The organism is Nonomuraea candida (assembly GCF_000725485.1).
Taxonomy (GTDB): domain Bacteria; phylum Actinomycetota; class Actinomycetes; order Streptosporangiales; family Streptosporangiaceae; genus Nonomuraea; species Nonomuraea candida.
In genome coordinates, this window is record NZ_JOAG01000008.1 from 1 (window position 1) to 23,300 (window position 23,300).

23 protein-coding genes and 1 tRNA gene are annotated in these 23,300 nt (G+C 72.1%); 9 read left to right on the plus strand and 15 right to left on the minus strand.

The window, feature by feature from the left end:
* Both IO39_RS07380 and IO39_RS07385 read right to left on the minus strand, forming a co-directional pair.
* A partial coding sequence (locus IO39_RS07380; RefSeq protein WP_211266930.1) for a serine/threonine-protein kinase occupies nucleotides 1-854 on the minus strand: 854 nt, incomplete at its 3' end.
* Between the two features lie 36 nt (nucleotides 855-890).
* Complete coding sequence (locus IO39_RS07385; protein ID WP_043618150.1) at nucleotides 891-1,892, minus strand: hydroxyacid dehydrogenase; 1,002 nt, start codon at nucleotides 1,890-1,892, stop codon at nucleotides 891-893.
* Between the two features lie 222 nt (nucleotides 1,893-2,114).
* Between IO39_RS07385 and IO39_RS07390 the strand changes: the two genes are divergently transcribed.
* Complete coding sequence (locus IO39_RS07390; RefSeq protein ID WP_043618153.1) at nucleotides 2,115-3,215, plus strand: winged helix DNA-binding domain-containing protein; 1,101 nt, start codon at nucleotides 2,115-2,117, stop codon at nucleotides 3,213-3,215.
* Here the strand turns inward: IO39_RS07390 and IO39_RS07395 are convergent.
* From IO39_RS07395 to IO39_RS07405, 3 genes are all read right to left on the minus strand, one after another.
* Nucleotides 3,186-4,001 carry a carbohydrate ABC transporter permease gene (locus IO39_RS07395; protein ID WP_043618551.1) on the minus strand — a complete coding sequence of 272 codons (816 nt, stop codon included), beginning with the start codon at nucleotides 3,999-4,001 and terminating at the stop codon, nucleotides 3,186-3,188. The genes IO39_RS07390 and IO39_RS07395 overlap by 30 nt on opposite strands.
* 62 nt (nucleotides 4,002-4,063) lie before the next feature.
* Nucleotides 4,064-4,999 carry a carbohydrate ABC transporter permease gene (locus tag IO39_RS07400; protein ID WP_084772447.1) on the minus strand — a complete coding sequence of 312 codons (936 nt, stop codon included), beginning with the start codon at nucleotides 4,997-4,999 and terminating at the stop codon, nucleotides 4,064-4,066.
* Complete coding sequence (locus IO39_RS07405) at nucleotides 4,996-6,246, minus strand: extracellular solute-binding protein (protein WP_043618156.1); 1,251 nt, start codon at nucleotides 6,244-6,246, stop codon at nucleotides 4,996-4,998. The genes IO39_RS07400 and IO39_RS07405 overlap by 4 nt, the downstream gene beginning before the upstream one ends.
* 108 nt (nucleotides 6,247-6,354) lie before the next feature.
* Here IO39_RS07405 and IO39_RS07410 point away from each other — a divergent pair, with 108 nt between their 5' ends.
* The 4 genes from IO39_RS07410 to IO39_RS07425 all read left to right on the plus strand — a co-directional run bounded on the left by IO39_RS07410 (nucleotide 6,355) and on the right by IO39_RS07425 (nucleotide 10,298).
* On the plus strand, nucleotides 6,355-7,122 hold the full coding sequence (locus tag IO39_RS07410; RefSeq protein ID WP_043618159.1) for an IclR family transcriptional regulator: 768 nt from the start codon (nucleotides 6,355-6,357) through the stop codon (nucleotides 7,120-7,122).
* Nucleotides 7,119-8,075 carry a sugar kinase gene (locus IO39_RS07415; RefSeq protein WP_043618161.1) on the plus strand — a complete coding sequence of 319 codons (957 nt, stop codon included), beginning with the start codon at nucleotides 7,119-7,121 and terminating at the stop codon, nucleotides 8,073-8,075. Before IO39_RS07410 ends, IO39_RS07415 begins: the two co-directional genes overlap by 4 nt.
* Before the next feature lie 114 nt (nucleotides 8,076-8,189).
* Nucleotides 8,190-8,564 carry a BlaI/MecI/CopY family transcriptional regulator gene (locus tag IO39_RS07420; protein WP_043618164.1) on the plus strand — a complete coding sequence of 125 codons (375 nt, stop codon included), beginning with the start codon at nucleotides 8,190-8,192 and terminating at the stop codon, nucleotides 8,562-8,564.
* A 75-nt stretch (nucleotides 8,565-8,639) separates the two neighbouring features.
* The gene (locus IO39_RS07425) at nucleotides 8,640-10,298 is read left to right on the plus strand and encodes a catalase (protein ID WP_043618167.1); all 1,659 of its coding nucleotides are present in this window, start codon (nucleotides 8,640-8,642) and stop codon (nucleotides 10,296-10,298) included.
* Between the two features lie 128 nt (nucleotides 10,299-10,426).
* Here IO39_RS07425 and IO39_RS07430 read toward each other — a convergent pair whose 3' ends face one another.
* The 5 genes from IO39_RS07430 to IO39_RS07450 are packed head-to-tail and all read right to left on the minus strand — an operon-like array spanning nucleotide 10,427 to nucleotide 16,838.
* The gene (locus tag IO39_RS07430; protein WP_043618171.1) at nucleotides 10,427-11,341 is read right to left on the minus strand and encodes a dihydrodipicolinate synthase family protein; all 915 of its coding nucleotides are present in this window, start codon (nucleotides 11,339-11,341) and stop codon (nucleotides 10,427-10,429) included.
* Entirely contained in the window at nucleotides 11,338-12,327 is a 990-nt protein-coding gene (locus IO39_RS07435; RefSeq protein ID WP_245641853.1) for an oligopeptide/dipeptide ABC transporter ATP-binding protein, read from the minus strand. Before IO39_RS07435 ends, IO39_RS07430 begins: the two co-directional genes overlap by 4 nt.
* The gene (locus IO39_RS07440) at nucleotides 12,320-14,278 is read right to left on the minus strand and encodes a dipeptide/oligopeptide/nickel ABC transporter permease/ATP-binding protein (RefSeq protein WP_043618177.1); all 1,959 of its coding nucleotides are present in this window, start codon (nucleotides 14,276-14,278) and stop codon (nucleotides 12,320-12,322) included. The genes IO39_RS07435 and IO39_RS07440 overlap by 8 nt, the downstream gene beginning before the upstream one ends.
* Nucleotides 14,275-15,234 carry an ABC transporter permease gene (locus IO39_RS07445; protein WP_043618181.1) on the minus strand — a complete coding sequence of 320 codons (960 nt, stop codon included), beginning with the start codon at nucleotides 15,232-15,234 and terminating at the stop codon, nucleotides 14,275-14,277. The genes IO39_RS07440 and IO39_RS07445 overlap by 4 nt, the downstream gene beginning before the upstream one ends.
* A complete protein-coding gene (locus tag IO39_RS07450; protein ID WP_043618183.1) occupies nucleotides 15,231-16,838 on the minus strand; it encodes an ABC transporter substrate-binding protein in 1,608 nt (535 codons plus the stop codon). The genes IO39_RS07445 and IO39_RS07450 overlap by 4 nt, the downstream gene beginning before the upstream one ends.
* A gap of 134 nt (nucleotides 16,839-16,972) precedes the next feature.
* On the opposite strand from IO39_RS07450, the gene IO39_RS07455 reads away from it, so the two are divergent.
* A complete protein-coding gene (locus IO39_RS07455) occupies nucleotides 16,973-17,683 on the plus strand; it encodes a FadR/GntR family transcriptional regulator (protein ID WP_043618556.1) in 711 nt (236 codons plus the stop codon).
* 18 nt (nucleotides 17,684-17,701) lie between these two features.
* On the opposite strand, the gene IO39_RS07460 is transcribed toward IO39_RS07455, so the two are convergent.
* Complete coding sequence (locus tag IO39_RS07460) at nucleotides 17,702-18,286, minus strand: HD domain-containing protein (protein ID WP_043618185.1); 585 nt, start codon at nucleotides 18,284-18,286, stop codon at nucleotides 17,702-17,704.
* 51 nt (nucleotides 18,287-18,337) lie between these two features.
* Between IO39_RS07460 and IO39_RS07465 the strand changes: the two genes are divergently transcribed.
* Nucleotides 18,338-19,192 (plus strand): DUF4429 domain-containing protein, encoded by an 855-nt coding sequence (locus tag IO39_RS07465; protein ID WP_043618187.1) that lies wholly within the window; start codon nucleotides 18,338-18,340, stop codon nucleotides 19,190-19,192.
* Nucleotides 19,193-19,294: 102 nt separating this feature from the next.
* Here IO39_RS07465 and IO39_RS07470 read toward each other — a convergent pair.
* The 3 genes from IO39_RS07470 to IO39_RS07480 all read right to left on the minus strand — a co-directional run bounded on the left by IO39_RS07470 (nucleotide 19,295) and on the right by IO39_RS07480 (nucleotide 21,268).
* A tRNA-Lys gene (locus IO39_RS07470) sits at nucleotides 19,295-19,371 on the minus strand.
* Nucleotides 19,372-19,506: 135 nt separating this feature from the next.
* Nucleotides 19,507-20,433: a nucleoside hydrolase gene (locus IO39_RS07475; RefSeq protein WP_043618189.1), complete on the minus strand. Its 927-nt coding sequence runs from the start codon at nucleotides 20,431-20,433 to the stop codon at nucleotides 19,507-19,509.
* Between the two features lie 442 nt (nucleotides 20,434-20,875).
* Entirely contained in the window at nucleotides 20,876-21,268 is a 393-nt protein-coding gene (locus IO39_RS07480; protein ID WP_043618191.1) for an OsmC family protein, read from the minus strand.
* A 51-nt stretch (nucleotides 21,269-21,319) separates the two neighbouring features.
* Between IO39_RS07480 and IO39_RS07485 the strand changes: the two genes are divergently transcribed.
* A complete protein-coding gene (locus IO39_RS07485; protein WP_157548003.1) occupies nucleotides 21,320-22,021 on the plus strand; it encodes a ferredoxin reductase domain-containing protein in 702 nt (233 codons plus the stop codon).
* A 50-nt stretch (nucleotides 22,022-22,071) separates the two neighbouring features.
* The gene (locus IO39_RS07490; protein ID WP_157548005.1) at nucleotides 22,072-22,902 is read left to right on the plus strand and encodes an FAD:protein FMN transferase; all 831 of its coding nucleotides are present in this window, start codon (nucleotides 22,072-22,074) and stop codon (nucleotides 22,900-22,902) included.
* A gap of 114 nt (nucleotides 22,903-23,016) precedes the next feature.
* Here the strand turns inward: IO39_RS07490 and IO39_RS07495 are convergent, their stop codons facing one another.
* Nucleotides 23,017-23,292: a hypothetical protein gene (locus IO39_RS07495; protein WP_043618196.1), complete on the minus strand. Its 276-nt coding sequence runs from the start codon at nucleotides 23,290-23,292 to the stop codon at nucleotides 23,017-23,019.
* Nucleotides 23,293-23,300: the final 8 nt, after the last annotated feature.

Sequence of the window (23,300 nt, forward strand, 5' to 3'; positions counted from 1 at the left end):
GGGTGGGGCAGGGGCGGGGCGGGCAGGTGGCCGGATTCGGCCGCCGCCAGCATCCCGTCCAGGGTCGCGGCGTCCGGCCTGGCCGCCGGGTCGCGCACCAGCAGCGCGCCCAGGACGGGCCCGAGCACCCCGGCCCGCTCCGCCGGCGGCACGTCCTGGTTGAGCACCGCCGCCAGCGTCGCCAGCGCGGTGCTCCTGCGCAGCGGGTGGCGGCCCTCCACCGCGACGTACAGCATCATGCCCAGCGACCACAGGTCGGAGGCCGGGTCCCCCTCGACGCCGTTGATGCGCTCGGGCGCCATGTACTCCGGCGAGCCGATGAACGAGCCGGTGGCCGTCAGGCTCGTGGACTCGCGCATCGCCGCGATGCCGAAGTCGGTCAGCACCGACCGGCCGTCGGCGCGCAGCAGGACGTTGGCGGGCTTGACGTCGCGGTGCTGGATGCCGACCTCGTGGGCGGCCCGCAGGGCGGACAGGACCTCCCTGCCCAGCCGGGCCGCCTCGGGCGGGGGCATGGGGCCGCGCTGGACGCGGTCCTGGAGCGAGCCGCCGGTGACCAGCTCCATGACGATCCACGGGTAGCCCTGCTCGCCGGGGTCCACGATGTGGTGGATCGTGGCGACGTGCGGATGGTTCAGCCGGGCCAGGGCGCGGGCCTCGCGCAGCACCCGGGCGCGCAGCTCCCGGGCGTGGGCCGGGTCGTGCTCGTCGATGGAAGGATCGGGCGGGCGTACCTCCTTGAGCGCGACCTCGCGGTGCAGGGCCAGGTCCCAGGCCCGCCACACCAGGCCCATGCCCCCGCCGCCGAGCCGCTCCACGAGCTCGAAACGGCCGTCGATCACCCGTTTGTGCATGCTGAGCAGCGTAGGGGGAGGGAATGCCCCCAGTCATCACGCGCTGATGGCCAGTTCCTCCGCGGTGACGCCGTGCGCGAACGGCAGGCCCCGGGCGTACCTGGCGAGCTCGTCCACGGCCAGGTCCGCGAGGCGGGCCAGCTCGCCGCCCAGCGACCCGGCGATGTGCGGGGTGAGCAGGAGGTTGGGCAGCTCGAACAGGGGCGAGTCCGGGGGCAGCGGGTCGGGCTCGGTGACGTCGATCACGGCGTACAGGCGGCCGGAGGACAGCTCCGCGGCCAGCGCGTCCTGGTCGACGAGCGCGCCCCGCGCGGTGTTGATCAGCGTCGCGCCGTCGCGCATGCGCGCCAGGCGGGCGGCGTTCACGAGGTGGCGGGTCTCCGGCAGGGCGGGGGCGTGCACGCTGACCACGTCGGAGCGCTCGAACAGCTCCTCCAGCCCGACGTGCGGCACGCCCAGGTCCTCCTTCAGGTACGGGTCCGCGACCAGCACGTCCAGGTCGAACGGCCGCAGCAGCTCGACCACCCGCCGGCCGATCCGGGAGGCGCCGACGATCCCGACCGTGCGCCGGTAGTTGCCGTACCGGGGGAAGATCCCCTCGACGTCGGGCAGCGCCCGCCGCTCCCGGTAGAGCCCGGCGATGTCCGTCACCCGCTTGCCGGCGAAGAGGATCGCGGCCAGCGTGTACTCGGCGACGGGCTCGGCGTTGGCCGCCGCCGCGGACGACACGAGCAGGCCGCGCTCCCAGCACGCCTCGGTGACGTGGTGCTTGACCGAGCCGGCCGCGTGCACGATCGCGCGCAGCCTGGGCGCGGCGGCCAGCACCTCGGCGGTGACGGGCGGGCACCACCAGCTCGTGCAGAGCACCTCCGCCTCGGCCAGCGCGCCCGCCACGGCCGGGTCGGCGAAGTCGGCGGCCACCAGATCGGGGTCGACGTCGGCGACCGCGACCAGGCGCTCGCGCACCGGCCCCGTGAGGAGCCGGGCGGCGACGTGGGGCGCCATGGCGAGCAGGGTCTTCGGCCGTGATTCCGGCATTTCACTCCCCCGACTCTGAAATGGGTCAGTTGATCATATCGACGCCCCTTCCCCGCCGCCCGAGCGCCGCGGACAGCCCTTCATCACCACATGGCCCCCCACGAACAGCGCGCGTACCATCAGGCGTCAGGGGCGTCGCAGGGCCACGAGCCGGCGTCCCGCCGGTGTCACCGGGGCTGTCGCGGTCCGGGACCGGCCGCAACAGCCCCTACCTTTGCTGTCATGGACCCCCTCATCAGCCGCAGGGCGCTCAACCGCGCGACCCTGGACAGGCAGCATCTGCTGCGCCGCACCGACCGCTCCGTGATCGAGGTCGTGGAGCGGCTGGGCGGGCTGCAGGCGCAGACCCCGCACACCTGGTACACCGGCCTGTGGAACCGCGTCGCGGGGTTCCGGCCCGCCGACGCCGCCGACCTGCTGCTCTCGCGCGAGCTCGTGCGCATCGCGCTGCAGCGCTCCACCATCCACCTGGTCTCCGCCCGCGACTGCCTGGCCATGCGGCCGCTGCTGCAGGTGGTGACCGAACGCTTGACGCGCTCGACGTTCGTCCGGCGGCTGACCGGCGTGGACCTCGACGAGCTGGCCGCGGCGGGGCGGGCGCTGCTGGCGGAACGGCCGATGACCTTCGCCGAGCTGGGGCGGGCGCTGGCCGAGCGGTGGCCGGGCAACGACCCGCACGCGCTGAGCCAGTGCGTGCGCTGGCTGGTGCCGCTGGTGCAGGTGCCGCCGCGCGGCCTGTGGGGCAGGAGCGGCCCGATCGCCCACGCCGACGCGGAGTCCTGGCTCGGGTTCGAGGCGCCGCCGATGACGCCGGCCGAGCTGGTGCGGCGCTACCTGGCCGCGTTCGGGCCCGCGTCGGTGCAGGACGCGCAGGCGTGGTCGGGGCTGACCCGGCTGGGCGAGGTGGTCGAGACGATGGACCTGGTCAGGTTCCGGGACGACGCCGGCCGCACCCTGTACGACCTGCCGGACGCGCCCCGCCCCGGCGAGGACGTGCCGGCCCCGCCCCGCCTCATGTACGACTTCGACAACCTCTTCATCGGCTACGCCGACCGCTCCAGGACGATCACCGGGACCGGGGCGGCGGCGATCGGCGGCTTCATGGGCACGAACGTGATGCCCCGCCTGATCCTCGTGGACGGCGACACGTGCGGCGACTGGACGCTCACCCGGGCCAAGGGCGTCTCCACGCTCAACCTCCACCAGTGGGAGCCGATCAAGGCCATGGAGGAGGTCGAGGCGGAGGGCCGGCGGCTGCTGGAGTTCCTGGCCCCGGGTGACCGGCACGAGATCTCAGTCCTTGACGGCCCCTCCAAGTCCTGACACCAGCCGCCGCTGCACGGCCACGAAGAAGATCAGCACCGGGATCGTCATCAGCGTCGAGGCCGCCATGATCCCGCCCCAGTCGTTCTCGTCCGGCTTGAAGAAGACGAGCAGCGCGGCGGGCAGGGTCTGGTTGTCCTTGGCGGAGATGATGAAGGTCCTGGCGAAGATGAAGTCGTTCCAGGCCGTGATGAAGGAGAACACGCTGGTCGCCACCAGGCCGGGCGCGACCAGCGGGAACAGGATGCGCCACAGCACGGTCGCCCGCCCGGCCCCGTCGATCATGGCCGCCTCCTCCAGCGCCTCGGGCACGGCGGCGACGAACCCGCGCATCATCCAGATCGCGAACGGCAGCGTGAACGCCAGGTGCACCAGCACCAGCGAGGCCAGCGTGTTCAGCAGCCCGAGATCCCGGACCACGAAGAACAGCGGGATCGTCAGCGCCTCCACCGGCACCATCTGCGCGATCAGGAACATGATCAGCACGGTCGTCCTGAACCGGAACCTGAACCTGGTCACCGCCACGGCCGCGAGGAAGGCCACCGCCGCCGACAGCACCACCACGCTCAGGGCCACGCCCGCGCTGTTGAGCAGGTAGCGCCCGAAGCCCTCCCCGGTGAGCACCCTGACGAAGTTGTCCAGGGTGGGGTGCAGCGTCCAGGGCTTGACGTCCAGCGACTGGATCTCGCCGTCGGGCTTGAGCGCCGACAGCACCATCCAGTAGAGCGGGAACGCGGTCAGGAACGCGACCACGCACGCCACGGTGTTCGGCACGAACCGCCTCATGACCCCGCGCCGCCGGGTCGCGGTGCCCGTCATGACCCCTCCCCGCGGGGTCGCGATGTCCGTCATAGCCCCTCCCCGCCGCGCCGCAGCGCCCGGATGTAGACCAGGGTGAACGCCAGCAGCACGAGCGTCATGACCACGGCGATGGCCGAGCCGAGCCCGTACTCGGAGGAGCCGAAGGCGGTCTGGTAGGCGTAGACGTTCAGCACGGTGTTCTGCCCGGCCACGCCGCCGCCGTTGGTCATCACGTAGATCTGCGTGAACACCTTGAAGTCCCAGATGACCGACTGGATGACCACGATCGTCACCAGCGGCCGCAGCATCGGCACGATCACCTTCCAGAACGAGTGCCAGGCCGAGGCCCCGTCGAGCGCCGCCGCCTCCAGCACCGAGGCCGGGATCGCCTGGATGCCGGCGTAGAGCGTCAGCATGACCAGCGGGAACGAGTGCCACACGATCGTCGCCCCGACGACGGCGAACGTCACCCACCGGTCGTAGAACCAGTTGAACCCGTCGAGCCCCAGCACCTGGTTGACCAGGCCGAGGTCGGCGTCGAACAGGAACATCCACACGGTCGAGCCGGTCATCGCGGGCGCCGCCCACGCGCCCAGCGCCGCCAGCGACAACAACGTCCTGGGCACCGGCCCGGTCCTGGTCATCAGCACCGCCAGCGCCGCCCCGGCCGCCAGCGTGGCCAGCACCAGCGCCGCCGCGAACCCGACCGTCTGCAGCAGCACCTCCCAGAACCGGCCGTCGCCCAGCAGCGTCGCGTAGTTCGCGAACCCCACGAACGTGCTCGGCTGCCCGCCGCTGACCTGCGCCTGCCGGTAGTCGAAGACCGACAGCAGCCCCAGCATGTAGACGGGGTAGCCGAACAGCGGCACCAGCACGGCCGCCGCCGGCAGCAGGTAGAGCCACGGCCTGGCCCGGCCCCCGGCCGTCGCCGCCCGGCGGCCGGGGGTCACGGCCCGGCGGCCGAGCGTCACCCCAGCCGTCACGAGCGTCCGAAGGCGGTCTTGACGGCGGCGGCCGCCTCGGCGGTGGCCGCGTCCACGCCGGCCCGGCCGGTGGCGATCTTCTGCAGCATCGTGGGGATGACCTTGCTGTTGTCGATCTTCACCCAGGCGGGGTCGAGCGGCACGAACCTGGTCCCCGCCGCCACGGTGTCGAGGAACGGCTTGACGAACGGGTCCTTGGCGGCCAGCTCGTCCCGCGCGCCGGTCAGCGTGGGCAGGTTGCCCATGGCCTCGTACATCTTGGTCTGGTACGCCTTGCCGCCCAGCAGCTTGACGAACTCCACGGCCAGCGTGCGGTGCGCGGCGTTCTTCAGCACGCCGAGGTTGTTGCCGCCGGCGAAGGCGGGCGCGATCGAGCCGGGGGCCGAGCCGGGCAGCGGGACGACCGCGTACTTGCCGGCCGCCGCGCCCGCGTCCACGGCCGAGCGGTTGAAGTTGCCCAGGATGGCCATGGCCGCCTTGCCGCCGGCGAACAGCTCGACGGTCTTGCCGCCGGTGAGCGAGACGCACGCCTGCGGCGGGCAGATGTCGTCGGTCAGCAGGTCCGTGTACGCCTTGACACCCTTGCGGGCCTCGGGCGAGTCGAGGGTGGTGATGTCGCCGCCGGCGTCCCAGACGAAGGGCAGGGCGCCGAAGGTGTACTCGCCGCCGACGGCGATGCCGTACAGGTCGGGCTTCTTCTCGCGGATCGTGCGGGCGGTCTCGGTCAGCTCGGCAAGCGAGGTGGGCGGCTTCAGCTTCAGCTCGTCGAAGACGTCGGTGCGGTAGTAGAGGGCGCGGATGCCGATGAACCAGGGCAGGCCGTACTGCTTGCCGTCCACGGTGGCCGACTTCAGCAGGTCGGGGGTCAGGTCCTGGTTCCCGAGCTGCGGGCCGAGGTCGGCGAAGCCGCCGGCGGCGGCGTACTCGGCCAGGTCGGTGTTGCCGTACTCGGCCACGTCGGGGGAGCTGGCCGGGTCGTTGAAGGCGCCCTTGAACTTCTCGTGCCGGGCGGGGGTCGTCGGGATGTAGGCGACTTCGACCTTGACCCCGGCGTGCGCGGCGGTGAACTCCTTGATCGCCTCGCCGACGACCTTCTCCTTGGGCGCGCGGTTCGGCTCGTCGAAGAGCCACACGCGCAGCGTGCCGGTCTTCTCGTCCCCGCCGGCCGGGGCCGGGGCGGTCGAGGGAGCGCAGGCGGCCAGCGCGAGCACGGCCACGCCGGCGGCGACATAGTTAACAAACCTCACTATTTACCTCCCGAGCGCGACCCTAGGAACCGCCGGGGCGGCAGCGGAAGCTTTGACCCGACTTGTTGTGCACTGCACAACGAGATGTTGCAGAGAGACGCCGCCGGTATGGTGAGGCGCGTGCAGGAACGCAACAGGTCCGCCTCGCTCCGGCGCGCTCTGGCCGTGCTCGACCACGTGCGCGAGCGGCCGGGCCTGACGCTCACCCAGCTCGCCGAGGCCGTGGGCCTGTCCAAGAGCACGGTGCTGCGACTGGCCGGGCCGCTCGTCGAGGCCAAACTGCTCGACCGCGACCGCGCCACCGGCGTCTACCGGCTGGGCCACGCCACGCTCCGGCTCGGGCAGGCCTATCTCGCCACGCTCGACCTGCGCGCCGTGGCGGCCGAGGAGTCGCACCGGCTGATGAGCGAGGTGCGCGAGACCGTCCACCTGGTGGTCTACGACCCGCCGCACGTCGTCTACATCGACAAGGTGGAGAACGCGACCAACGTCCGCATGGCCTCGCGCATCGGCAGCCGCGGCCCCGTCCACTGCACCGCGGTCGGCAAGGCCATCCTGGCCTGGCAGCCCGAGGAGGCCCTGGCCGGGCTGGCCCTGGAGCCCAGGACCAAGCACACGATCACCGACCCCGAACGGCTGCGCGCGGAGCTGGGCCACATCAGGCGCCGCGGCTACGCGGTCGACGACCGCGAGAACGAGCCCGAGGTGCGCTGCGTGGCCGCGCCGATCTTCAACCACGACGACGCCGTCACCGCGGCCATCTCCGTCTCCGGCCTCACCTCGCGGATCACCGCCGCGCGGGTGCGCGAGCTGGGGCCGCTGGTGGCCGGTGCGGCGGCGCGCATATCGAGAATGCTGGGGGGCCAGAGCCGATGACCGGGCCGACGACCGATCTTGTGACCTTCGGCGAGACGATGGCGCTGTTCGCCGCCAGGCGCACGGGCCCGCTGCGCTTCGCCCGCGACTTCGACCTGGGCCTGGGCGGCGCGGAGTCCAACGTGGCCATCGGCGTGGCCCGCCTGGGCCACTCCGCCACCTGGGTGGGCCGGGTGGGGGCCGACGAGTTCGGCGACCTGATCAGGGCCACGCTCGCGGGCGAGGGCGTGCACGTGCGGGCGATCCCCGACCCCGCCGCGCCGACCGGGCTGATGATCAAGGGCAGGCGCACGGCCGACCTCATCGACGTGCGTTACTACCGCAAGGACAGCGCGGGCTCCCGGCTGTGCGCCGCCGACCTCGACCCCGAGCTGATCAGGTCGGCCCGCGTGCTGCACGTCTCCGCCATCACGCCCGCGCTCTCCGGGCAGGCGCGCGAGGCCGTGCGGCACGCGATGGCCGTGGCGCGGGCCGCCGGGGTGACGGTCTCGCTCGACGTCAACTACCGGCGCGCGCTGTGGACGGCCGAGGAGGCCGGGGCGTGGTTGCGGGAGGCGGTCGGCGAGGTCGACGTGCTGTTCGCCACCGAGGCCGAGGGGCGGCTGATCGCCGACGCCGGCGGGGCGGAAGAGCTGGCCAAGGCGCTGGCGGGGCTGGGGCCGCGGCACGTGCTGCTCAAGTTCGGGGCGCGGGGGGCGATGGAGCTGTCCGGCGGGGTCGTGCGGCGGGCGGAGCCGTACCGGGTGACCGAGGTCGACTCCGTGGGGGCGGGCGACGCCTTCGCGGCCGGGTGGCTGGCCGACTGGCTGGCCGGCGCGGAGCCGGAGCGGCGGCTGGCCACGGCGTGCGCGGCCGGGGCGTTCGCGGTCACCAGCCAGGGCGACTGGGAGAGCCTCCCCCGCCGCGCCGACCTCGACCTCCTGCGCGCCCCCGAGGACGGCGTCAGCCGCTGACCGGCCCGCACCGGCCCGCGGCGGCGGGGCCCGTCCGGGTGGGCGAAGGCCGCCGCCGGGCGGGCGTGAGCCGCCGCCGGGTGGTGTGAGGCGGCAACCCTTAGCATGTGGTGCATGAGACGCCCCCTCGGAGATCTCGAATCCACGATCATGGACAGGATGTGGTCCTACCGCAGGCCCGCGTCCGTCCGTGACGTGCTCGAAGACCTCCGCAAGGAGCGTGAGATCGCCTACACCACGGTCATGACCGTGATGGACAAGCTGCACACCAAGGGCCTGCTGCGCCGCGAGCCGGTCGGCCGGGCCTACGTCTACGAGCCGATCTCCACCAAAGAGGCCTACACCGCCGAGCTGATGCGCCACGCGCTGGCCGCCAGCGGCAACCAGGCCGCCACCCTGGTCCACTTCCTCGAACGCCTCACTCCGGAGGAGGCCACGGCGCTGGAGGCCGCACTGCAGGTCTTCCCGTTCGGGAGCCGCCGCCCATAGGGCGTTCTTTGCCCGTTTCCGCGCCGGTCTTGAGGGCAGGCGGGGAAGACCTCGTCCGGGGGAAGGAACGGTGCGATGACAGACGTGGCGGGCATGGGATCCCGGCCTGACGACCAGCGCGGTGTGCTGACCAACAGGCAGGGGCACCCGGTCTACGACAACCAGAACCAGCGCACGGTGGGCCCGCGCGGGCCGGCGACGCTGGAGAACTACCAGTTCCTGGAGAAGATCAGCCACTTCGACCGGGAACGCATACCCGAGCGCGTCGTGCACGCCAGAGGCGCGCTCAGCTACGGCTACTTCGAGGCGTACGGCACGTTCGGCGACGAGCCGATCAGCCGCTACACCCGGGCCAAGCTCTTCCAGGAGGCGGGCAAGCGCACCGACGTGGCCCTGCGCTTCTCCACGGTGATCGGCGGCCGTGACTCCGCCGAGACGGCCCGCGACCCGCGCGGCTTCGCGATCAAGTTCTACACCGAGGACGGCAACTGGGACCTGGTGGGCAACAACCTGGCCGTCTTCTTCATCAGGGACGCCGTCAAGTTCCCCGATGTGATCCACTCGCTCAAGCCGGACCCGGTCACGTTCCGGCAGGACCCCAACCGGATCTTCGACTTCATGTCGCAGACGCCGGAGAGCATGCACATGCTGGTCAACCTGTTCAGCCCGCGCGGCATCCCCGCCGACTACCGGCACATGCAGGGGTTCGGCGTGAACACCTACAAGTGGGTCAACGCGCAGGGCGAGACGCATCTGGTGAAATATCACTGGATGCCCAAGCAGGGCGTGCGCAGCATGACCGAGGCGGACGCGGCCGCCGTCCAGGCCCACGACCTCGGCCACGCCACCAAGGACCTCTACGAGGCGATCGAGCGCGGCGACTACCCCGAGTGGGAGCTGCTCGTGCAGATCATGACCGACGACGAGCATCCCGAGCTGGACTTCGACCCGCTCGACGACACCAAGGTGTGGCCGGAGAACGACTTCCCGCCGCAGGCCATCGGCCGGCTGGTGCTCAACCGCAACGTGGAGAACCAGTTCGCCGAGAACGAGCAGTCCGCCTTCGGCACCGGCGTGCTGGTGGACGGGCTCGACTTCTCCGACGACAAGATGCTGATCGGCCGGACCTTCTCCTACAGCGACACGCAGCGCTACCGGGTCGGCCCGAACTACCTGCAACTGCCGGTCAACCAGACCAAGGCGCCGTGCCGGACGAACCAGCGCGACGGGCAGATGACGTACTTCGTCGACACGGGCGGCGAGAGCCCGCACATCAACTACGAGCCGTCCCTGCGCGACGGGCTGCGCGAGGCGGAGTACCCGCATCCGGACGAGGTCGGCCCGGTCATCACGGGACGGCTCACGCGCAAGCGCATCCCGCGGACGAACGACTACAAGCAGGCCGGCCAGCGTTACCTGCTGATGGACGACTGGGAGCGCGACGACCTGGTGCACAACTTCGTCAGCGCGCTCAAGCAGTGCGACCGGGCCATCCAGGAGCGCATGGTCTGGCACTTCCTGCTCGTCGAGGACGACCTGGGCCTGCGGGTCGGCGAGGGGCTGGGCATCACCCCGGACGACGTGTCCGGGCTGGAGCCGCTGAAGAGCCAGGACCTGACCGACGAGGACCACGAGCGGCTGGCCAAGCTGGGCAGGAACGGCCCCCGCGACGTCCAGGGCCTGAAGATGACCCACTGCGTGCCGAACGAGCGGGCGGCCCACGCCGACCGCTGACCGCCCTCCCCTGCGTCCGCCTCTCCCGCCGGGAGCGCGGAGAGCCGGACGCAGGAGAGTCGGCCGCAAGTCGTCCCCGCCCGGGGAGCACACCGGCCGGTGGGAGCCCCGGGAGGGTGTGCGGCCGGTCAGAGGAGGCCGGCGCCCGCCAGCAGCTTGCCGATCCGGCCGACCTCGTCGTCGTTGAGCGGGATCTGCGGCAGGGCGGTGACCGGGCAGTCGATGATCCCGCGCAGGTGCAGGGCGGCCTTGAACGCCCCGAGCCCCGACGAGCTGCCGCCCATGCGCCCGCCGCCGACGTGCACGATCCGGAAGAGCCTGACCAGCCGCTCCTGCTCCGCCCTGGCCGCCTCCCAGTCGCCCAGGCGGGCGCAGCGGTACAGCTCGGCGTAGCCGCGCGGGTCCACGTTCCCCAGGCCGGGCACCACGCCGTCGGCGCCCATCCACAACGCCGAGTCCACGGTCACCTCCGACCCGGTGAGCACGCTGAACGGCGCCTCGCGTCCCATGATGACCGCGCGCAGCCCGCCGTCGTCGCCGCTGGAGTCCTTCACGCCCGCCAGCGCGCCCTCCGCGGCCAGGCCGAGCAGCAGGTCCGCGCTCAGCTTGGTGTGCACGGACACCGGCAGGTCGTAGGCGTAGACCGGCAGCCCGGTGCGCGCGGCGAGCGTCCTGAAGTGGGTGCGGATCTCCTCCGGATGCGTGCGGGTGTAGAACGGCGCGGTCGCCACCAGCCCCGCCGCCCCGGCCGCGGCGGCGACCCGCGCGTGTTCGAGCACCCGGGGCGTGGTCATGTCGATCACCCCTGCCAGCACCGGCACCTGCCCGGCCACGTGCCCGGTCACGGTGTCCAGCACCGTACGCCGCTGCGCGTCCGTCAGGTACGCCACCTCCGAGGAGGACCCGAGCACGAACAGCGCGTCCACGCCCCCGTCGATCAGGTGTTCCACCAGCCGGACGAGCGAGGCGGTGTCCACCTCGTACTCGGGGGTCATGGGGGTGCACACCGGCGGGATCACACCGGACAGTCGGGAAGTCGTCATGCGCGCTCCTGGATCAGTTCAAGGTCTGTGGCCCCGGCCGCGACCGGATGGTGGCAGTGGAAGAGGTGGTCGCCCTCGACGGTCGCCTCGGGCAGCTCGGCGGCGCAGAGGTCGTCGGCGCGCCAGCACCGCGTGCGGAACGGGCAGCCGCTCGGCGGCCTGGTGGCCGACGGCACCGCGCCGACCAGCGGGATCGGGTTGATGGGTGAGATCAGCCCCGGCGTGGCGGAGAACAGCGCCCGCGTGTACGGATGCCGCGCGCCCAGCGGCACCGAGCGCGCCGGCGTGCGCTCGACGATCCGGCCCAGATACATGGTGACCACGCGGTCGCTCATCCTGCGGACCGTCTGGATGTCGTGCGAGACGAACACCAGCGCCAGCCCGAGCCGCTCCTTCAGATCCAACAGCAGGTTGAGTATCTGCGCCCGCACCGACACGTCGAGCGCGCTGGTCGGCTCGTCGGCGACGACCAGGTCGGGTTCGAGCGCCAGCGCCCTGGCCACCGCGACCCGCTGCCGCTGCCCGCCGGAGAGCTGGCCGGGCAGCGCGCCGGCCGCGCCGGCCGGCAGCCCGACCAGGTCGAGCAGTTCGCGGACGCGGGCGTCGCGCTGCGCCGGGGTGCCGCGCCGGTGCACGTCGAGCGGGTCGCGCAGCACCTGGCCGACGGACAGGCGGCGGTTGAGCGCCGTGGACGGGTCCTGGAAGATCATGCCCACGCTCGACCCGACCAGCTCCCGCCGCTCGGCCTCGTTCAGCCCCCACAGGTCCCGCCCCCGGAACAGGACGTTTCCCGAGGTCGGCCGCTGCAGCCCGACGAGCACCCGGGCCAGCGTGGACTTGCCGCACCCGGACTCCCCCACGATCCCGACCGTCTCGCCGGGGGCGACGGTGAGGTCCGCGGCGGTGAGCGCGTACACGCGGTCGCGGGAGAACAGGCCGCCCGAGCGGGCCTTGTGCACCACGTGCACGTCCTTCAGCTCAAGCACCCTGCTCACTCCTCGCCGGGGTCGGCGCCGGGTGGTGGCAGGCCACCGCGTGGACGGCGTCCCCCTCCAGCACCGGCCGTTCGGTACGGCACACGTCCGTGGCCATCGGGCACCGGTCGGCGAACCGGCAGCCGGCCGGGAAGCCGGCCGGCGCGGGCACCACGCCGCGGATCTGGGTGAGCCGTTCGGCCCCCGACTCCAGCGACAGCACCGAGCCGAGCAGGCCGCGGGCGTAGTGGTGGGCGGGCCGGCCGACCAGGGCGGCGGTGACGCCGGTCTCGACGATCTGGCCGCCGTACATGACCACCACGCGGTCGGTCACGTCGGCCACCAGGGCCAGGTCGTGCGAGACGAGGATCAGCGCGAAGCCCAGCTCCTCCCGCAGCCGCAGCAGCAGCTCGATGACCTGGGCCTGCACGGTCACGTCGAGCGCGGTGGTGGGCTCGTCGGCGACGATCAGCCGGGGGTCGCGGGAGAGCGCCATCGCGATCAGCACCCGCTGCCGCTGCCCGCCCGACAGCTCGTGCGGGTAGGCCGACAGGGTGCGGCGGGCGTCGAGGCCGACGAGTTCGAGCAGCTCGGCGGGGCTGCGCCGGCCGCCGCGCCGGGTGAGCTGCTTGAGCTGGGCCCTGATGGTCATGGCGGGGTTCAGCGAGGACAGGGCGTCCTGGTAGATCATCGCCATCTCGTGGCCGAGCAGGCGGCGGCGGGCGCGGCGGGACTCGGCGAGCAGCTCGCGCCCGTCGAAGCGCACGTGGCCGCTGACGCGGGCCTCGCGGGGCTGCAGGCCCATGATGGTCAGCGCGGTCAGCGACTTGCCGCAGCCGGACTCGCCGACCAGGCCGAGCACCTCGCCGGGGCGTACCTCGAAGCCGATGCCGTCCACGATGTCGACGCCGGCGGACGGGCCCGCGGCGAAGCCGATGCGCAGCCGTTCCACGGCGAGGATCGGCGGGCCCTGCGGCAGCGGGCGGGCCCGCTCGGCCAGCCGGCGCGCGGCCTCCTCCAGCCCCGGCAGCTCGACCGGCTCGCCGGAGCCCGGCCGGGCCCGCTCGAACGCGTCGTCGTCCCCGCGCACCTGCGCCTTGCGCGCCGCCGGGGCGGCCCAGGCGTCGGAGATGCCCTCGGACAGGATGTTCAGCGCGAGCACGGTGACGAGGATCAGCAGGCCGGGGAAGACCGTGGCCCACCAGCCGCCGAGCAGCACGAGGTTCTTGCCGTCGGCGATGACGCTGCCCCACGACGGGTTCGGCGGGCGCACGCCGGCCCCGATGAACGACAGCGACGCCTCGAACACGATCGCGTCGGCCACCATGACCGTGCAGAACACCAGCACCGGCGCGGCGCAGTTGATCGCGACGTGCCTGATGACGATGTGCGGCGTGCGCGCCCCGATGACGCGCTCCGCGGCCACGTAGTCCTCGCCGTACTGCGCCAGCACGTTGGCCCGCACGACCCGGGCCACGGACGGCATGTAGAGGAAGGCCATGGCCATGACCAGCACGGGGATGCTGCCGCCGAACACCGCCACGAGCACCGCGGCCAGCGCGATGCCGGGGAAGGCCATGATGACGTCGAGCACGCGCATGAGGGTCTCGTCCACGGCCCGGCGCGAGGTGGCCGCGATCGCGCCCAGGATCGCCCCGGCCAGCAGGGCGAGCCCGGTCGCGCCGAGGCCGATGATGAGCGACCAGCGGGCGCCGTACAGGAGCCGGGACAGGATGTCGCGGTTGGCGCTGTCGAGCCCCATCCAGTGCGCGGCCGACGGCCCGCCGCCCGTCGCGGGATCCGGGACGACCTGGAAGTACGGCGAGTGCGGCGCGATCCACGGCGCCAGCAGCGCGGCCAGCACGACCACCGCGATGATGCCGACCGACACCCACGACAGCAGCGTGAGCCTGCGCAGGCCGACGCCGGGCCGGGACAGCCGCTCGGTGAGGCCACGTCTCATGTCGCGCTCCTGAGGCGGGGGTTGACCAGCAGGTAGAGGATGTCGACGACCAGGTTGACGACCATGAAGCCGATCGCGATCGTCAGCACCACGCCCTGCACCACGGCCGGGTCGCCGTCGCGCACCGCGTTGATCATGAGCTGGCCCATGCCGGGCAGCCCGTAGATGGTCTCGATCACGACCGTGCCGCCGATCAGGTAGCCGATGCGCAGGCCCAGCACGGTCAGCGGGTTGATCAGGGCGTTGCGCAGCACGTTGCGGCCGACGACCACGATCATCGGCAGGCCGCTGCCGATGGCGGTGCGCACGTAGTCGCGGTCCAGCTCCTCCACCATCGACGTGCGGATGATGCGGGTGAGCTGGGCGGCGATCGGCAGCGACAACGACAGGGCGGGCAGCGTCATCGAGCGCAGCCAGCCGGGCAGCGAGTCGGCCGGGTTGATGTAGCCGCCGGTCGGGAACAGCCCCTCCCCGACGGCCAGCCACTGGATCATCAGCAGCGCCAGCCAGAACGCGGGGGCCGCCACCCCGACCAGCGAGACCATGCGGATCACCTGGTCGGGCCAGCGGTCGCGGAACAGCGCCGCCGTCACACCGAACACCAGCGACAGCACCACCGCCACGGCCAGGCCGAGGAACGTGAGCTGCAGGGTGAGCGGCAGGGCGGTCGTCACGGACTCGATGACCGGCTTCTTCGTCAGCACGCTGGTGCCCATGTCGCCCTGCGCCAGGTCCGCGACGAAGCGGAGGTAACGCACGGGCAGCGGGTCCAGCAGGCCGTTCTCGATCTGGAACTGGCGGATCTGCTCGGGGGTCGGGTTCGCGCCCTGGAAGTAGGCGTACTCCGGCTTGTTGCCGGAGAAGCGCATGACGACGAAGACGAACGCGACCACCCCGAGCACCATCGGGATCAGGATGAGCAGCCGCCGCAGCAGCATCCGGGCGACGAGCGTCATGACCTCTTGGCCTGCAGCAGATTGAGGCCCGGGTAGGGCTGGGCGCGGACGCCGGACAGCTTCTTCGGGTCCCAGGCCGTCATCAGCTCGTTGTGCACGACCGGGTAGAGGACGGCCTGCTCGGCCACGAAGTCCAGGTAGGCGTGGATCAGCTCCGTGCGCCTGGCCCGGTCGGTCTCCTTGGCGGCCTCGTCCATCATCGCGAACAGCTTCTCCGCGTCCTCGGTGCCGTCCCAGTGGGCGTACTTCATCCACAGGCCGCCGGGCACGTAGTTGTAGTGCAGGATCAGGTCGGCGTCCATGCCGAACTGGTTGGGGTTCGAGGCCGCCGCGACGACCTGGTACTCCTGGAACTGGTCCATCTTGGTGAAGAGCGCGGCCGTGTCCTGCGGCTCCAGCGTGGTCCTGACGCCGACGGCCTCCCAGGAGGAGGCGATGGTGGGCAGGCAGTCGGCGATCCAGCTCACGTTGACCGCCATGAGGTTGACGGTCAGGTCGCCGACGCCGGCCTCCTTCAGCAGCGCCCTGGCCCTGTCGGGGTCGTGGTCGTAGACGACCGAGGCGCGGCGGTGGTCGGGGTGGCCCTCGTTGAGGAAGGAGCTGGAGGCGGTGCCGTGGCCCTTGAGCGCCACGTCGATCATCTTCCGCTTGTCGATGGCGTAGTGCAGGGCCTGGCGCACTCGTACGTCGTCGAACGGTTTCGTGGCCGTGTTGAACATCAGGAACATGTGGTTCATGCCCTTGCCGCCCTCGACCGTCAGCCCCTGCTGCTTGAGCTGCTCGACGTTGGCGTAGGGGATGTTGTCGGCGATCTGCGCCTCCGCGGAGCCGCCGGAGATCTTGGCCACGCGGGCGGCGGCGTCCACGATGGTCAGCCAGTTCATCTTCCTGACCGTGGCCGGCCTGGGCCCGTTGTAGCCGTCGAACGCCTCGAACGAGGTGTTGGACTTCGGGTTGTGCGCCACCAGTTTGTACGGCCCCGAGCCCACCGCCTTGCCGCCCTTGGCCTGGTCCCACGCGCCCGGCTGCCCGAACACGTGCTTCGGCATGATCTTGGCGATGGTCAGCCGCGGCGCCGCGTCCGGGAACGGGAACTTCAGCTCCAGCTCCACGCTGCCGCCGTCCACCTTCCTCACCTCCTTCAGCCAGGACTTGAAGAAGTTGCCGATCAGCACGTTGGCCTCGGGGTCGAGGACCCGCTCGAAGGTGAAGACGACGTCGTCGGCCGTCACCGGCTGCCCGTCGTGCCACTTCGCACCGTTCCTGAGCGTGAACCGCCAGGTGGTGGCGTTCAGGTCGGCGGGCAGCGCGGTGGCGAGCGCGGGGTACGGCTCGCGCGTGATCGGGTCGGTGTCGAGCAGTCCCTCATAGACGTGGCTGATGCCGGCCATGGCGAAGGCCGAGGCCGTCTGCGTCGGATCCCAGCTCTGGTCGTTGCCGTACCCGATGACGGCGGTGATGAGGTCCTTGTCGGACCCGGCGCCGACCGAGCCTGTCGAGGCCGGGCCGCCGGAGCAGGCCGAGAGCGTGGCCGCGATGAACGCCGCCGCCCCCGTCGCCCCGCTGTGACGCAGGAAGTCGCGGCGGCTGAACTCAGAGCGCACGGATACCTCCTGGGAGAAATAGGACGTGGGACATCCCATGTCCTACGAAGTGCGTAAAGTGGACGCTAAACGCCATCCCGGCATGAGGTCAACGGAAGATTTCCGGATTGTTACCGGAGATGAAAGGATTCTTCATGACCACAGTCCCGCGTCCGGCGCGCCAGAGCCGCGCCACCGAGGCCCAGGAGGGCGTCAAGGACCTCATCGTCAGGCGCGGGCTGGTGGCGGGCGATCCCCTGCCCACCGAGTCGGAGCTCATGGAGGAGCTCCAGGTCAGCCGCAACTCGATCAGAGAGGCGCTCAAGGCGCTGCAGGCCGTCGGCATCGTGGACATCCGCCACGGCTTCGGCATGTTCGTGGGCCGCATGTCCCTGGCCGGCCTGGTCGACGAGCTGACCTTCCACAGCCGCATCACGCTCCAGAACGGCGCCAACCACCTGGCCCACCTGGTCGAGATCCGCGAGATCCTGGAGACCGGCCTCGTCCAGCGGCTGATCGAGCTGGGCCCGGCGGCCGACCTGTCCGAGGCGGCCGGCGTCATGGCCAGGATGGAGAGCGAGGCCGAGGCCGGGCTGGTCTCCCCCGAGACCGACCGCCTCTTCCACGACCTCCTCTACCGCCCGCTCGGCAACCCGCTGGTCAGCCGCCTGCTGGGCGCGTTCTGGGACGTCTACTACCAGCTCCGCGACGCCCTCGGCACGCCCGACGAGCCGCCCGCCGACGTGGCCAGGCGCCACCGCGACATCTACACGGCCGTGCTCAGGGGCGACCGCGCCGCCGCCGTGGCCGCCGTCCACGCCCACTTCGAGGGCGTACGCAACCGCACCGCGAGGATCGGCGGCTGACCCCCACCCGGCCGGCGGTCAGTCCTCCGGCCAGCGCTCCACGCGCCGCCACCGCCCCCGCCACTCGCCGAACCACCGCGCGAACCACGGGTGCGCCTGCGCCAGCGGCACGATCGACGAGACGGTCTCCAGGTAGTAGCGCCGCTGGAACCGCCACGGCATGCGCTGCAGCTCCTGCACGTTGCTCACCCGGTCGGCCAGCTTCACCAGCACCGCCCGGGGCGGCGCCTTGGCCAGCGAGGCCAGGTGGTCGGCCTTCGCGCCGCCCCTGGGCCGGGTCACCCACCGCACCAGCGCCGCCACCTCGGGCCCGAACCGCTGCGCCAGGTCGGCCTCGGTGCACGGCGTGTCCTCCAGCACGTCGTGCAGCACGGTGGCGACCAGCACGTCCCTGTCGCTCACCCCGGCCCCGGACACGGCCACCTCCAGCGCCTCCAGCAGATGCTCCAGGTAGGGCCTGCCGGTGGGCCGCTGCTGCATCCCGTGCCTGCGCCCGGCGAAGGCCACGGCCTCGCGCAGGTCGTTCACGGTGGCGCCGGGGAGCGCCCTGCTCAGCGGGGCCTCCGCATGCGCCCAGGACGGCCAGCTCGTGAAGATCTCCATCCCGCTCCTTCGCCCGTGATCGCGCCGCGCGGTGTGTCCTAGGCTGAGAATATGGCCGAGATCGCTGTCCCCGATGGGTCGTGGACCTTCAATGGAGAAATGCTACGTATCGTCCCCGGCGGCGGCAAAGAGGTGCACGAGCTGCGCCGCACGCTCGGCGAGGTGACGGTCCCGCTGGAGGCGATCGGCGGCGTGACGTTCGAGCCTGCCCGCAAGGGCGGCCATCTGCGCCTGCGGCTGCGCAAGGGGGCCGACGCCCTGCACGACGTGGTGGCCGGCACGCTGGGCCCGCCCGCCGACCCCTACCGGCTGGCCGTGCCGAAGGACCGCACGGGCGCGGCCGAATACTTCGCCGACGAGATCCGCGACACGCTGCTCGTCTACCAGACGCCCGCCGGCCCCTGCGAGCACTACCTGCTGCCCGTCCCCGACGTGCCCATCTCGGCCACGGCGGGCGACGGCACGGCGTTCTTCGACGGCGAGCGGGTGCGGCTGGAGTGGAGCGGGTGGGCCAGCACGGAGAAGGAGAAGGCCGGCCCCCAGGAGTTCCCGCTGTCCGCCGTGGCGGGCGTCGAGTGGAAGCCGCAGTCCGGCATGAGCTACGGCACGCTGCGCTTCCGGATCAAGGGCGAGGCCCCGGCCCAGACGCCGCAGAAGGACCTGCGCTGCGTCTCGTGGGGCATCCAGCCGTACGGCGGCGCCACGGCCCTGGTCGCCGCGGCCGTGCACGCCCGCCTGCCGCGCGAGACGCCCGAGCTGCCGCCCCCGCCGGTCTCCGACGACGTGCACGACGCGGTGCTGCGCCGGCTGGCGGAGCTGGGCCAGCTGCACCGCTCGGGCGTGCTGACGGACGAGGAGTTCTCGGCCGCCAAGCAGGCGATGATCCGCCGGCTCCAGGAGTCGTGAACCCGCTCCCCCGGACGAACACTCTCCACCCCGCACCCGGAGATGAGCTCTCCCCGGGAACGCCGAAGGGCACCATCCGGATGGATGGCGCCCTTCGGTCGGTGGTGCGCCGCCAGGGACTCGAACCCCGGACCCGCTGATTAAGAGTCAGCTGCTCTGACCAACTGAGCTAGCGGCGCGACAAGAGAAACTCTATCAGCCGCCGGACAGTGCCCGCGCCGCCCCACCCGCCCGGGCGGACCCACCTCAGGCGGGCCGCCTCTCCGCGGCCGGGCGGCTCACCCCGGGCGGGCGGCTCACCCCGGGCGGGCGGCTCACCCCAGACGGGTCGCCAGCTTCTCGTACGCCCCCACCACCAGGTCCCAGAACCTCGGCACGTCCACGGCCGTGGCGACCAGGGCGTTCGGCCGCCGGTCGCCGATCCTGAAGTCCGTGACGGTCATGCCCCGGGTGTACTGCCCGGCGGTCTCCACGTTCACCTCGGCCGGCACGCAGGTGAACAGGCCGGGGTCCAGCACGTACGCCACCGCGCACGCGTCGTGGATGGCCGGCCCGCCCTCGTCCGTCACCTTCCCGTAGAACTGGGTGGCCGGCACGAGCAGCTCGGACAGCCGCCCGAGCGGCCGCATCCGGTCCAGCACCGAGGTCGTCACCATGGCCTTGAGCGTGACGTCGAGCCCGAGCATCCGGACCGTCCATCCGGCCCCGAAGACGATCGCGGCCGCCTCGGGGTCGGCCAGCATGTTGAACTCGGCCGCCGGGTTGGTGTTGCCCCGCGTGTACGAGCCGCCCATGATGACCAGCTCGCGGGCCCATTCCACGATGCGCGGCTCGTGGCGTACGGCGAGGGCGACGTTCGTCAGCGGGCCGACGGCCACCAGGGTGATCTCGCCGGGGAAGGCTTGCAGCTTCTCCACGATGAAGTCCACCGCGTGGCCCCGCGCCGGCCCCAGGCGCGGCGCGGGCAGCACCACGCCGCCGAGCCCGGTGCTGCCGTGCACGTCGGCGGCCCGGACCGCGCCCGTCAGCAGCGCCCCGCCGCTGCCGGGCGTCACGGCCACGTCGTCCAGCCGCAGGAACTCCCGCAGCGCCAGCGCGTTGGCCGTGGTCAGCTCCAGGTCCACGTTGCCGCCGACGGTCGTGATGCCCACGATGTCGAGTGAGCCGGCCGCGCCGGCGGCCAGGGCCAGGGCGAGCGCGTCGTCGATGCCGGGATCGCAGTCAATGAGAACTTTCTTCACGTCACGGGAGGATACGCATGCGCGGGCCGGAGCGTACGCCCGGATCGGACCCGTCCGGCTTCCGAGCCACCCCACACGGATCGGGCCGTCCGGTCCCCGAGCCACCCCACACGGATCGACCGTCCGGTCCCCGAGCCACCCCCGTCCGGAGGCCGGACATGGAGCGGGCCGGGCGGTTCGAGGCCGCCCGGCCCGGTCTGAGGGTACGTATGGATCGGGCCGGGCAGTTCCCCCAAAGCTGCCCGGCCCGATCGGTGGCGGTCCAGGCCGGCGCTTTCCCCCAAAAACGCCGGCGGTCCCGCACTCGCGGACCGCGGTCCCCCTCCGCGTCCGCATCGGTGAAGGTCGTACGGCCAGTCGCAGTGCTCCTGACCTGCTACAACGCTACCGAGACGAATGCAACGGTCGCGTCATAACGGGGTCGAATATCTGTTTAATCCACCTACGGAAGCTCCAACCGAACCTCCGTCCCCTCCTGCAGGGACCTGCTCACCGTGCAGTACTTCTCGTGCACCCGCTCGGCCACCGCCCTGAACACCTCGTCGGCCGCCTCCGAGGGCAGCTCCACGTCGTAGGTGACCGTCACCGGGCCGAGCCGGTTCGACTCGACCTTGTCCGCCTGCACCGTCATCGCCAGCCGCACGAGCCGGTGCCCGCGCTTGGCGGTCAGCGGCTCGACCGTCACGATGTTGCAGCCGCCCACCGCCGCCAGCAGCAGCTCGACCGGGGTGAACACCCCTTCCTCGTCGCCACCGCCCATCCGCACCTCTGCGCCACGGGCGTTGGTGGCCCGGAAACCGCCCTCTTCAGTACGCTCGACTCGCACGTTAGCCATGTTTCAGACCCTACTCAGAAAGCTTTAAGGTTCGTTCAGGATGGTGAGGTCATGGCTAGCGAGGCGAATGCTCATCACGGCCCCGTCCTGTTCTGGAGCGGGGTCGCGGTGGCCGAGTTCGGCGCGATCCGCCCGGCACACGGCTACCCGTGGAATCCGGCCGCCCTTGCCGTGGCGGCGCTGCTCGTGGCGCTCGGCTTCCTCAGCGTCAAGGCCCTCGACCACCTGCGCACCGAGCAGGCCAGGCAGCGCCTGAGAGCCGGCGGCTACCTGGCCGGCGCGCTGCTGGTGGCGCATCAGTACAGCTCCACGACCCACGTCAGCGGCCCCGACCGCGTCGGCTCCCTGCTGCTCTACGCGCTGGCCGCCGTCATGGCCCTCCGGAGCCACCGGGTCTCCCACCCGGCCAGGCCGGCGCTGCTGATCGCGACGGGCCTCGACGCCGCCTCGCTGCGCGAGCGCCTGGCGGGCGCCGGCGACACCGTGGCCGTCTACCGCACCCGCCGGGCCACCGACGAGCTGCGCGAGCTGGAGTCCCGTTACCGCCTGATCCTCGTGGAGGGCGAAGAGCACGACCCGCGGGCCAAGGAGCGCCTGAGCGCCTCCGGGCTGAGCCGGCAGATCCCCGACATCGCCGAGCGCGAGGTCGTGGTGGCCGGGCCGCGCCGCTTCAAGCGGTACGTCTCGGGCGCCCTGTCACGCCTTGCCATCCCGAAGTCACAGATTCATTTCAAATCCGGGCAAAAGGTTTAGCCTCACCATACGCCCCACGTGGCAGCGTGAGCACCGGACAAGGAGGCAAGGTGACGACTTCTGACAGTGCCGGGACCGTGATGACCTCTGACGACATCAGGCCCGCGACCGCCTTCCCCGGCAGCGCCCGGGTCGAGCTGGTCATGGGCATGCCGGTCAGCGTGGACATCCGCACGGCGCTCCCGGCCCGCGAGCTGACCCCGCTGCTCGACGACGCGTTCGCGTGGCTGAGGTGGGTGGACGACACCTTCAGCCCGCGCAAGGAGGGCAGCCAGATCGGCCGGCTCAACCGCGGCCGGACGATCGAGCAGGTCCCCGAGCTCATCGAGGTCCTGCACCGCTGCGAGGAGCTCGGCCGGGCCACCGGCGGCTGGTTCGAGTCACGCATCAACGGCGTGATCGACCCGTCCGGCTACATCAAGGGCTGGGCGCTGGAGCGGCTGTCACGCGGCCTGGTCAACGCCGGCGCCGGCGACCACCGCATCACCGCCGGCGGCGACATCAGGGTGCGCGGCTCGGCCGCCCCCGGCGAGCGCTGGCGCGTGGACGTGCGCGATCCGCGTACGGGGCGGGTGCGCAAGATGGTCTTCGCGCACGACCTGGGCATCGCCACCTCGGGCGGCGCGCCCGTCGTCGATCCGAACACCGGGAAGGTGCGGCACGGCCTCGCCTCGGTCACGGTGATCGGCCCGGATCTCGGGGCGGCCGACGCCTACGCCACCGCCGTCTACGCGATGGGGCTGCCGCGGGGCCGGCGCTTCGCCGCCGAGCTGGCCAGGACGGGGCCGTACGAGACGATGATCGTCACTCCGGACGGGCAGGAGATCACCACGCCGGGCTTCGCCGCCCACAGCCGCGCGGAGTCACGCCTGGCCGTCTGACCCGCCCCGGCGCGGACGACCTTCTGGCCCGCCCCGGCGCGGACGACCTTTCGGACATGGCGCCGGGGCGCCGGCCCCGGCGCTCTTCGCCGGCCGAAGCACGGCGCCCCGGACTCAGGCGTCGGGATGCCGGCGCAGATATTCGATGTAGATCGGGCGCAGCGCCTCGCCCAGCCTGCCCTCGCCCGCCACCATGGCGTCGCTGAGCAGCGCCGACAGCTTGCTGAGGTCGTTGGCGGCCTCGTTCGCGTGGCCGCTGGCGGCCTCGGCGGCCGGGATCACCTTCAGCAGGTCCCACAGGAACCCCAGGTCCCCGTGGCGTACGGCGTAACGCACCGCTCGCTCGTGCAACTCGTCAGCCGGTAGTGTCTCAAGCCCTTTCGCGTCCATCTCGCTTC

Coding starts and splice junctions, on each gene's coding strand:
- IO39_RS07385 (WP_043618150.1), bottom strand. CDS start 1,892: ATGCCGGAATCACGGCCGAAGACCCTGCTCGCCATGGCGCCCCACGTC.
- IO39_RS07390 (WP_043618153.1), top strand. CDS start 2,115: ATGGACCCCCTCATCAGCCGCAGGGCGCTCAACCGCGCGACCCTGGAC.
- IO39_RS07395 (WP_043618551.1), bottom strand. CDS start 4,001: ATGAGGCGGTTCGTGCCGAACACCGTGGCGTGCGTGGTCGCGTTCCTG.
- IO39_RS07410 (WP_043618159.1), top strand. CDS start 6,355: ATGGTGAGGCGCGTGCAGGAACGCAACAGGTCCGCCTCGCTCCGGCGC.
- IO39_RS07415 (WP_043618161.1), top strand. CDS start 7,119: ATGACCGGGCCGACGACCGATCTTGTGACCTTCGGCGAGACGATGGCG.
- IO39_RS07420 (WP_043618164.1), top strand. CDS start 8,190: ATGAGACGCCCCCTCGGAGATCTCGAATCCACGATCATGGACAGGATG.
- IO39_RS07425 (WP_043618167.1), top strand. CDS start 8,640: ATGACAGACGTGGCGGGCATGGGATCCCGGCCTGACGACCAGCGCGGT.
- IO39_RS07430 (WP_043618171.1), bottom strand. CDS start 11,341: ATGACGACTTCCCGACTGTCCGGTGTGATCCCGCCGGTGTGCACCCCC.
- IO39_RS07440 (WP_043618177.1), bottom strand. CDS start 14,278: ATGAGACGTGGCCTCACCGAGCGGCTGTCCCGGCCCGGCGTCGGCCTG.
- IO39_RS07445 (WP_043618181.1), bottom strand. CDS start 15,234: ATGACGCTCGTCGCCCGGATGCTGCTGCGGCGGCTGCTCATCCTGATC.
- IO39_RS07455 (WP_043618556.1), top strand. CDS start 16,973: ATGACCACAGTCCCGCGTCCGGCGCGCCAGAGCCGCGCCACCGAGGCC.
- IO39_RS07460 (WP_043618185.1), bottom strand. CDS start 18,286: ATGGAGATCTTCACGAGCTGGCCGTCCTGGGCGCATGCGGAGGCCCCG.
- IO39_RS07465 (WP_043618187.1), top strand. CDS start 18,338: ATGGCCGAGATCGCTGTCCCCGATGGGTCGTGGACCTTCAATGGAGAA.
- IO39_RS07480 (WP_043618191.1), bottom strand. CDS start 21,268: ATGGCTAACGTGCGAGTCGAGCGTACTGAAGAGGGCGGTTTCCGGGCC.
- IO39_RS07485 (WP_157548003.1), top strand. CDS start 21,320: ATGGCTAGCGAGGCGAATGCTCATCACGGCCCCGTCCTGTTCTGGAGC.
- IO39_RS07495 (WP_043618196.1), bottom strand. CDS start 23,292: ATGGACGCGAAAGGGCTTGAGACACTACCGGCTGACGAGTTGCACGAG.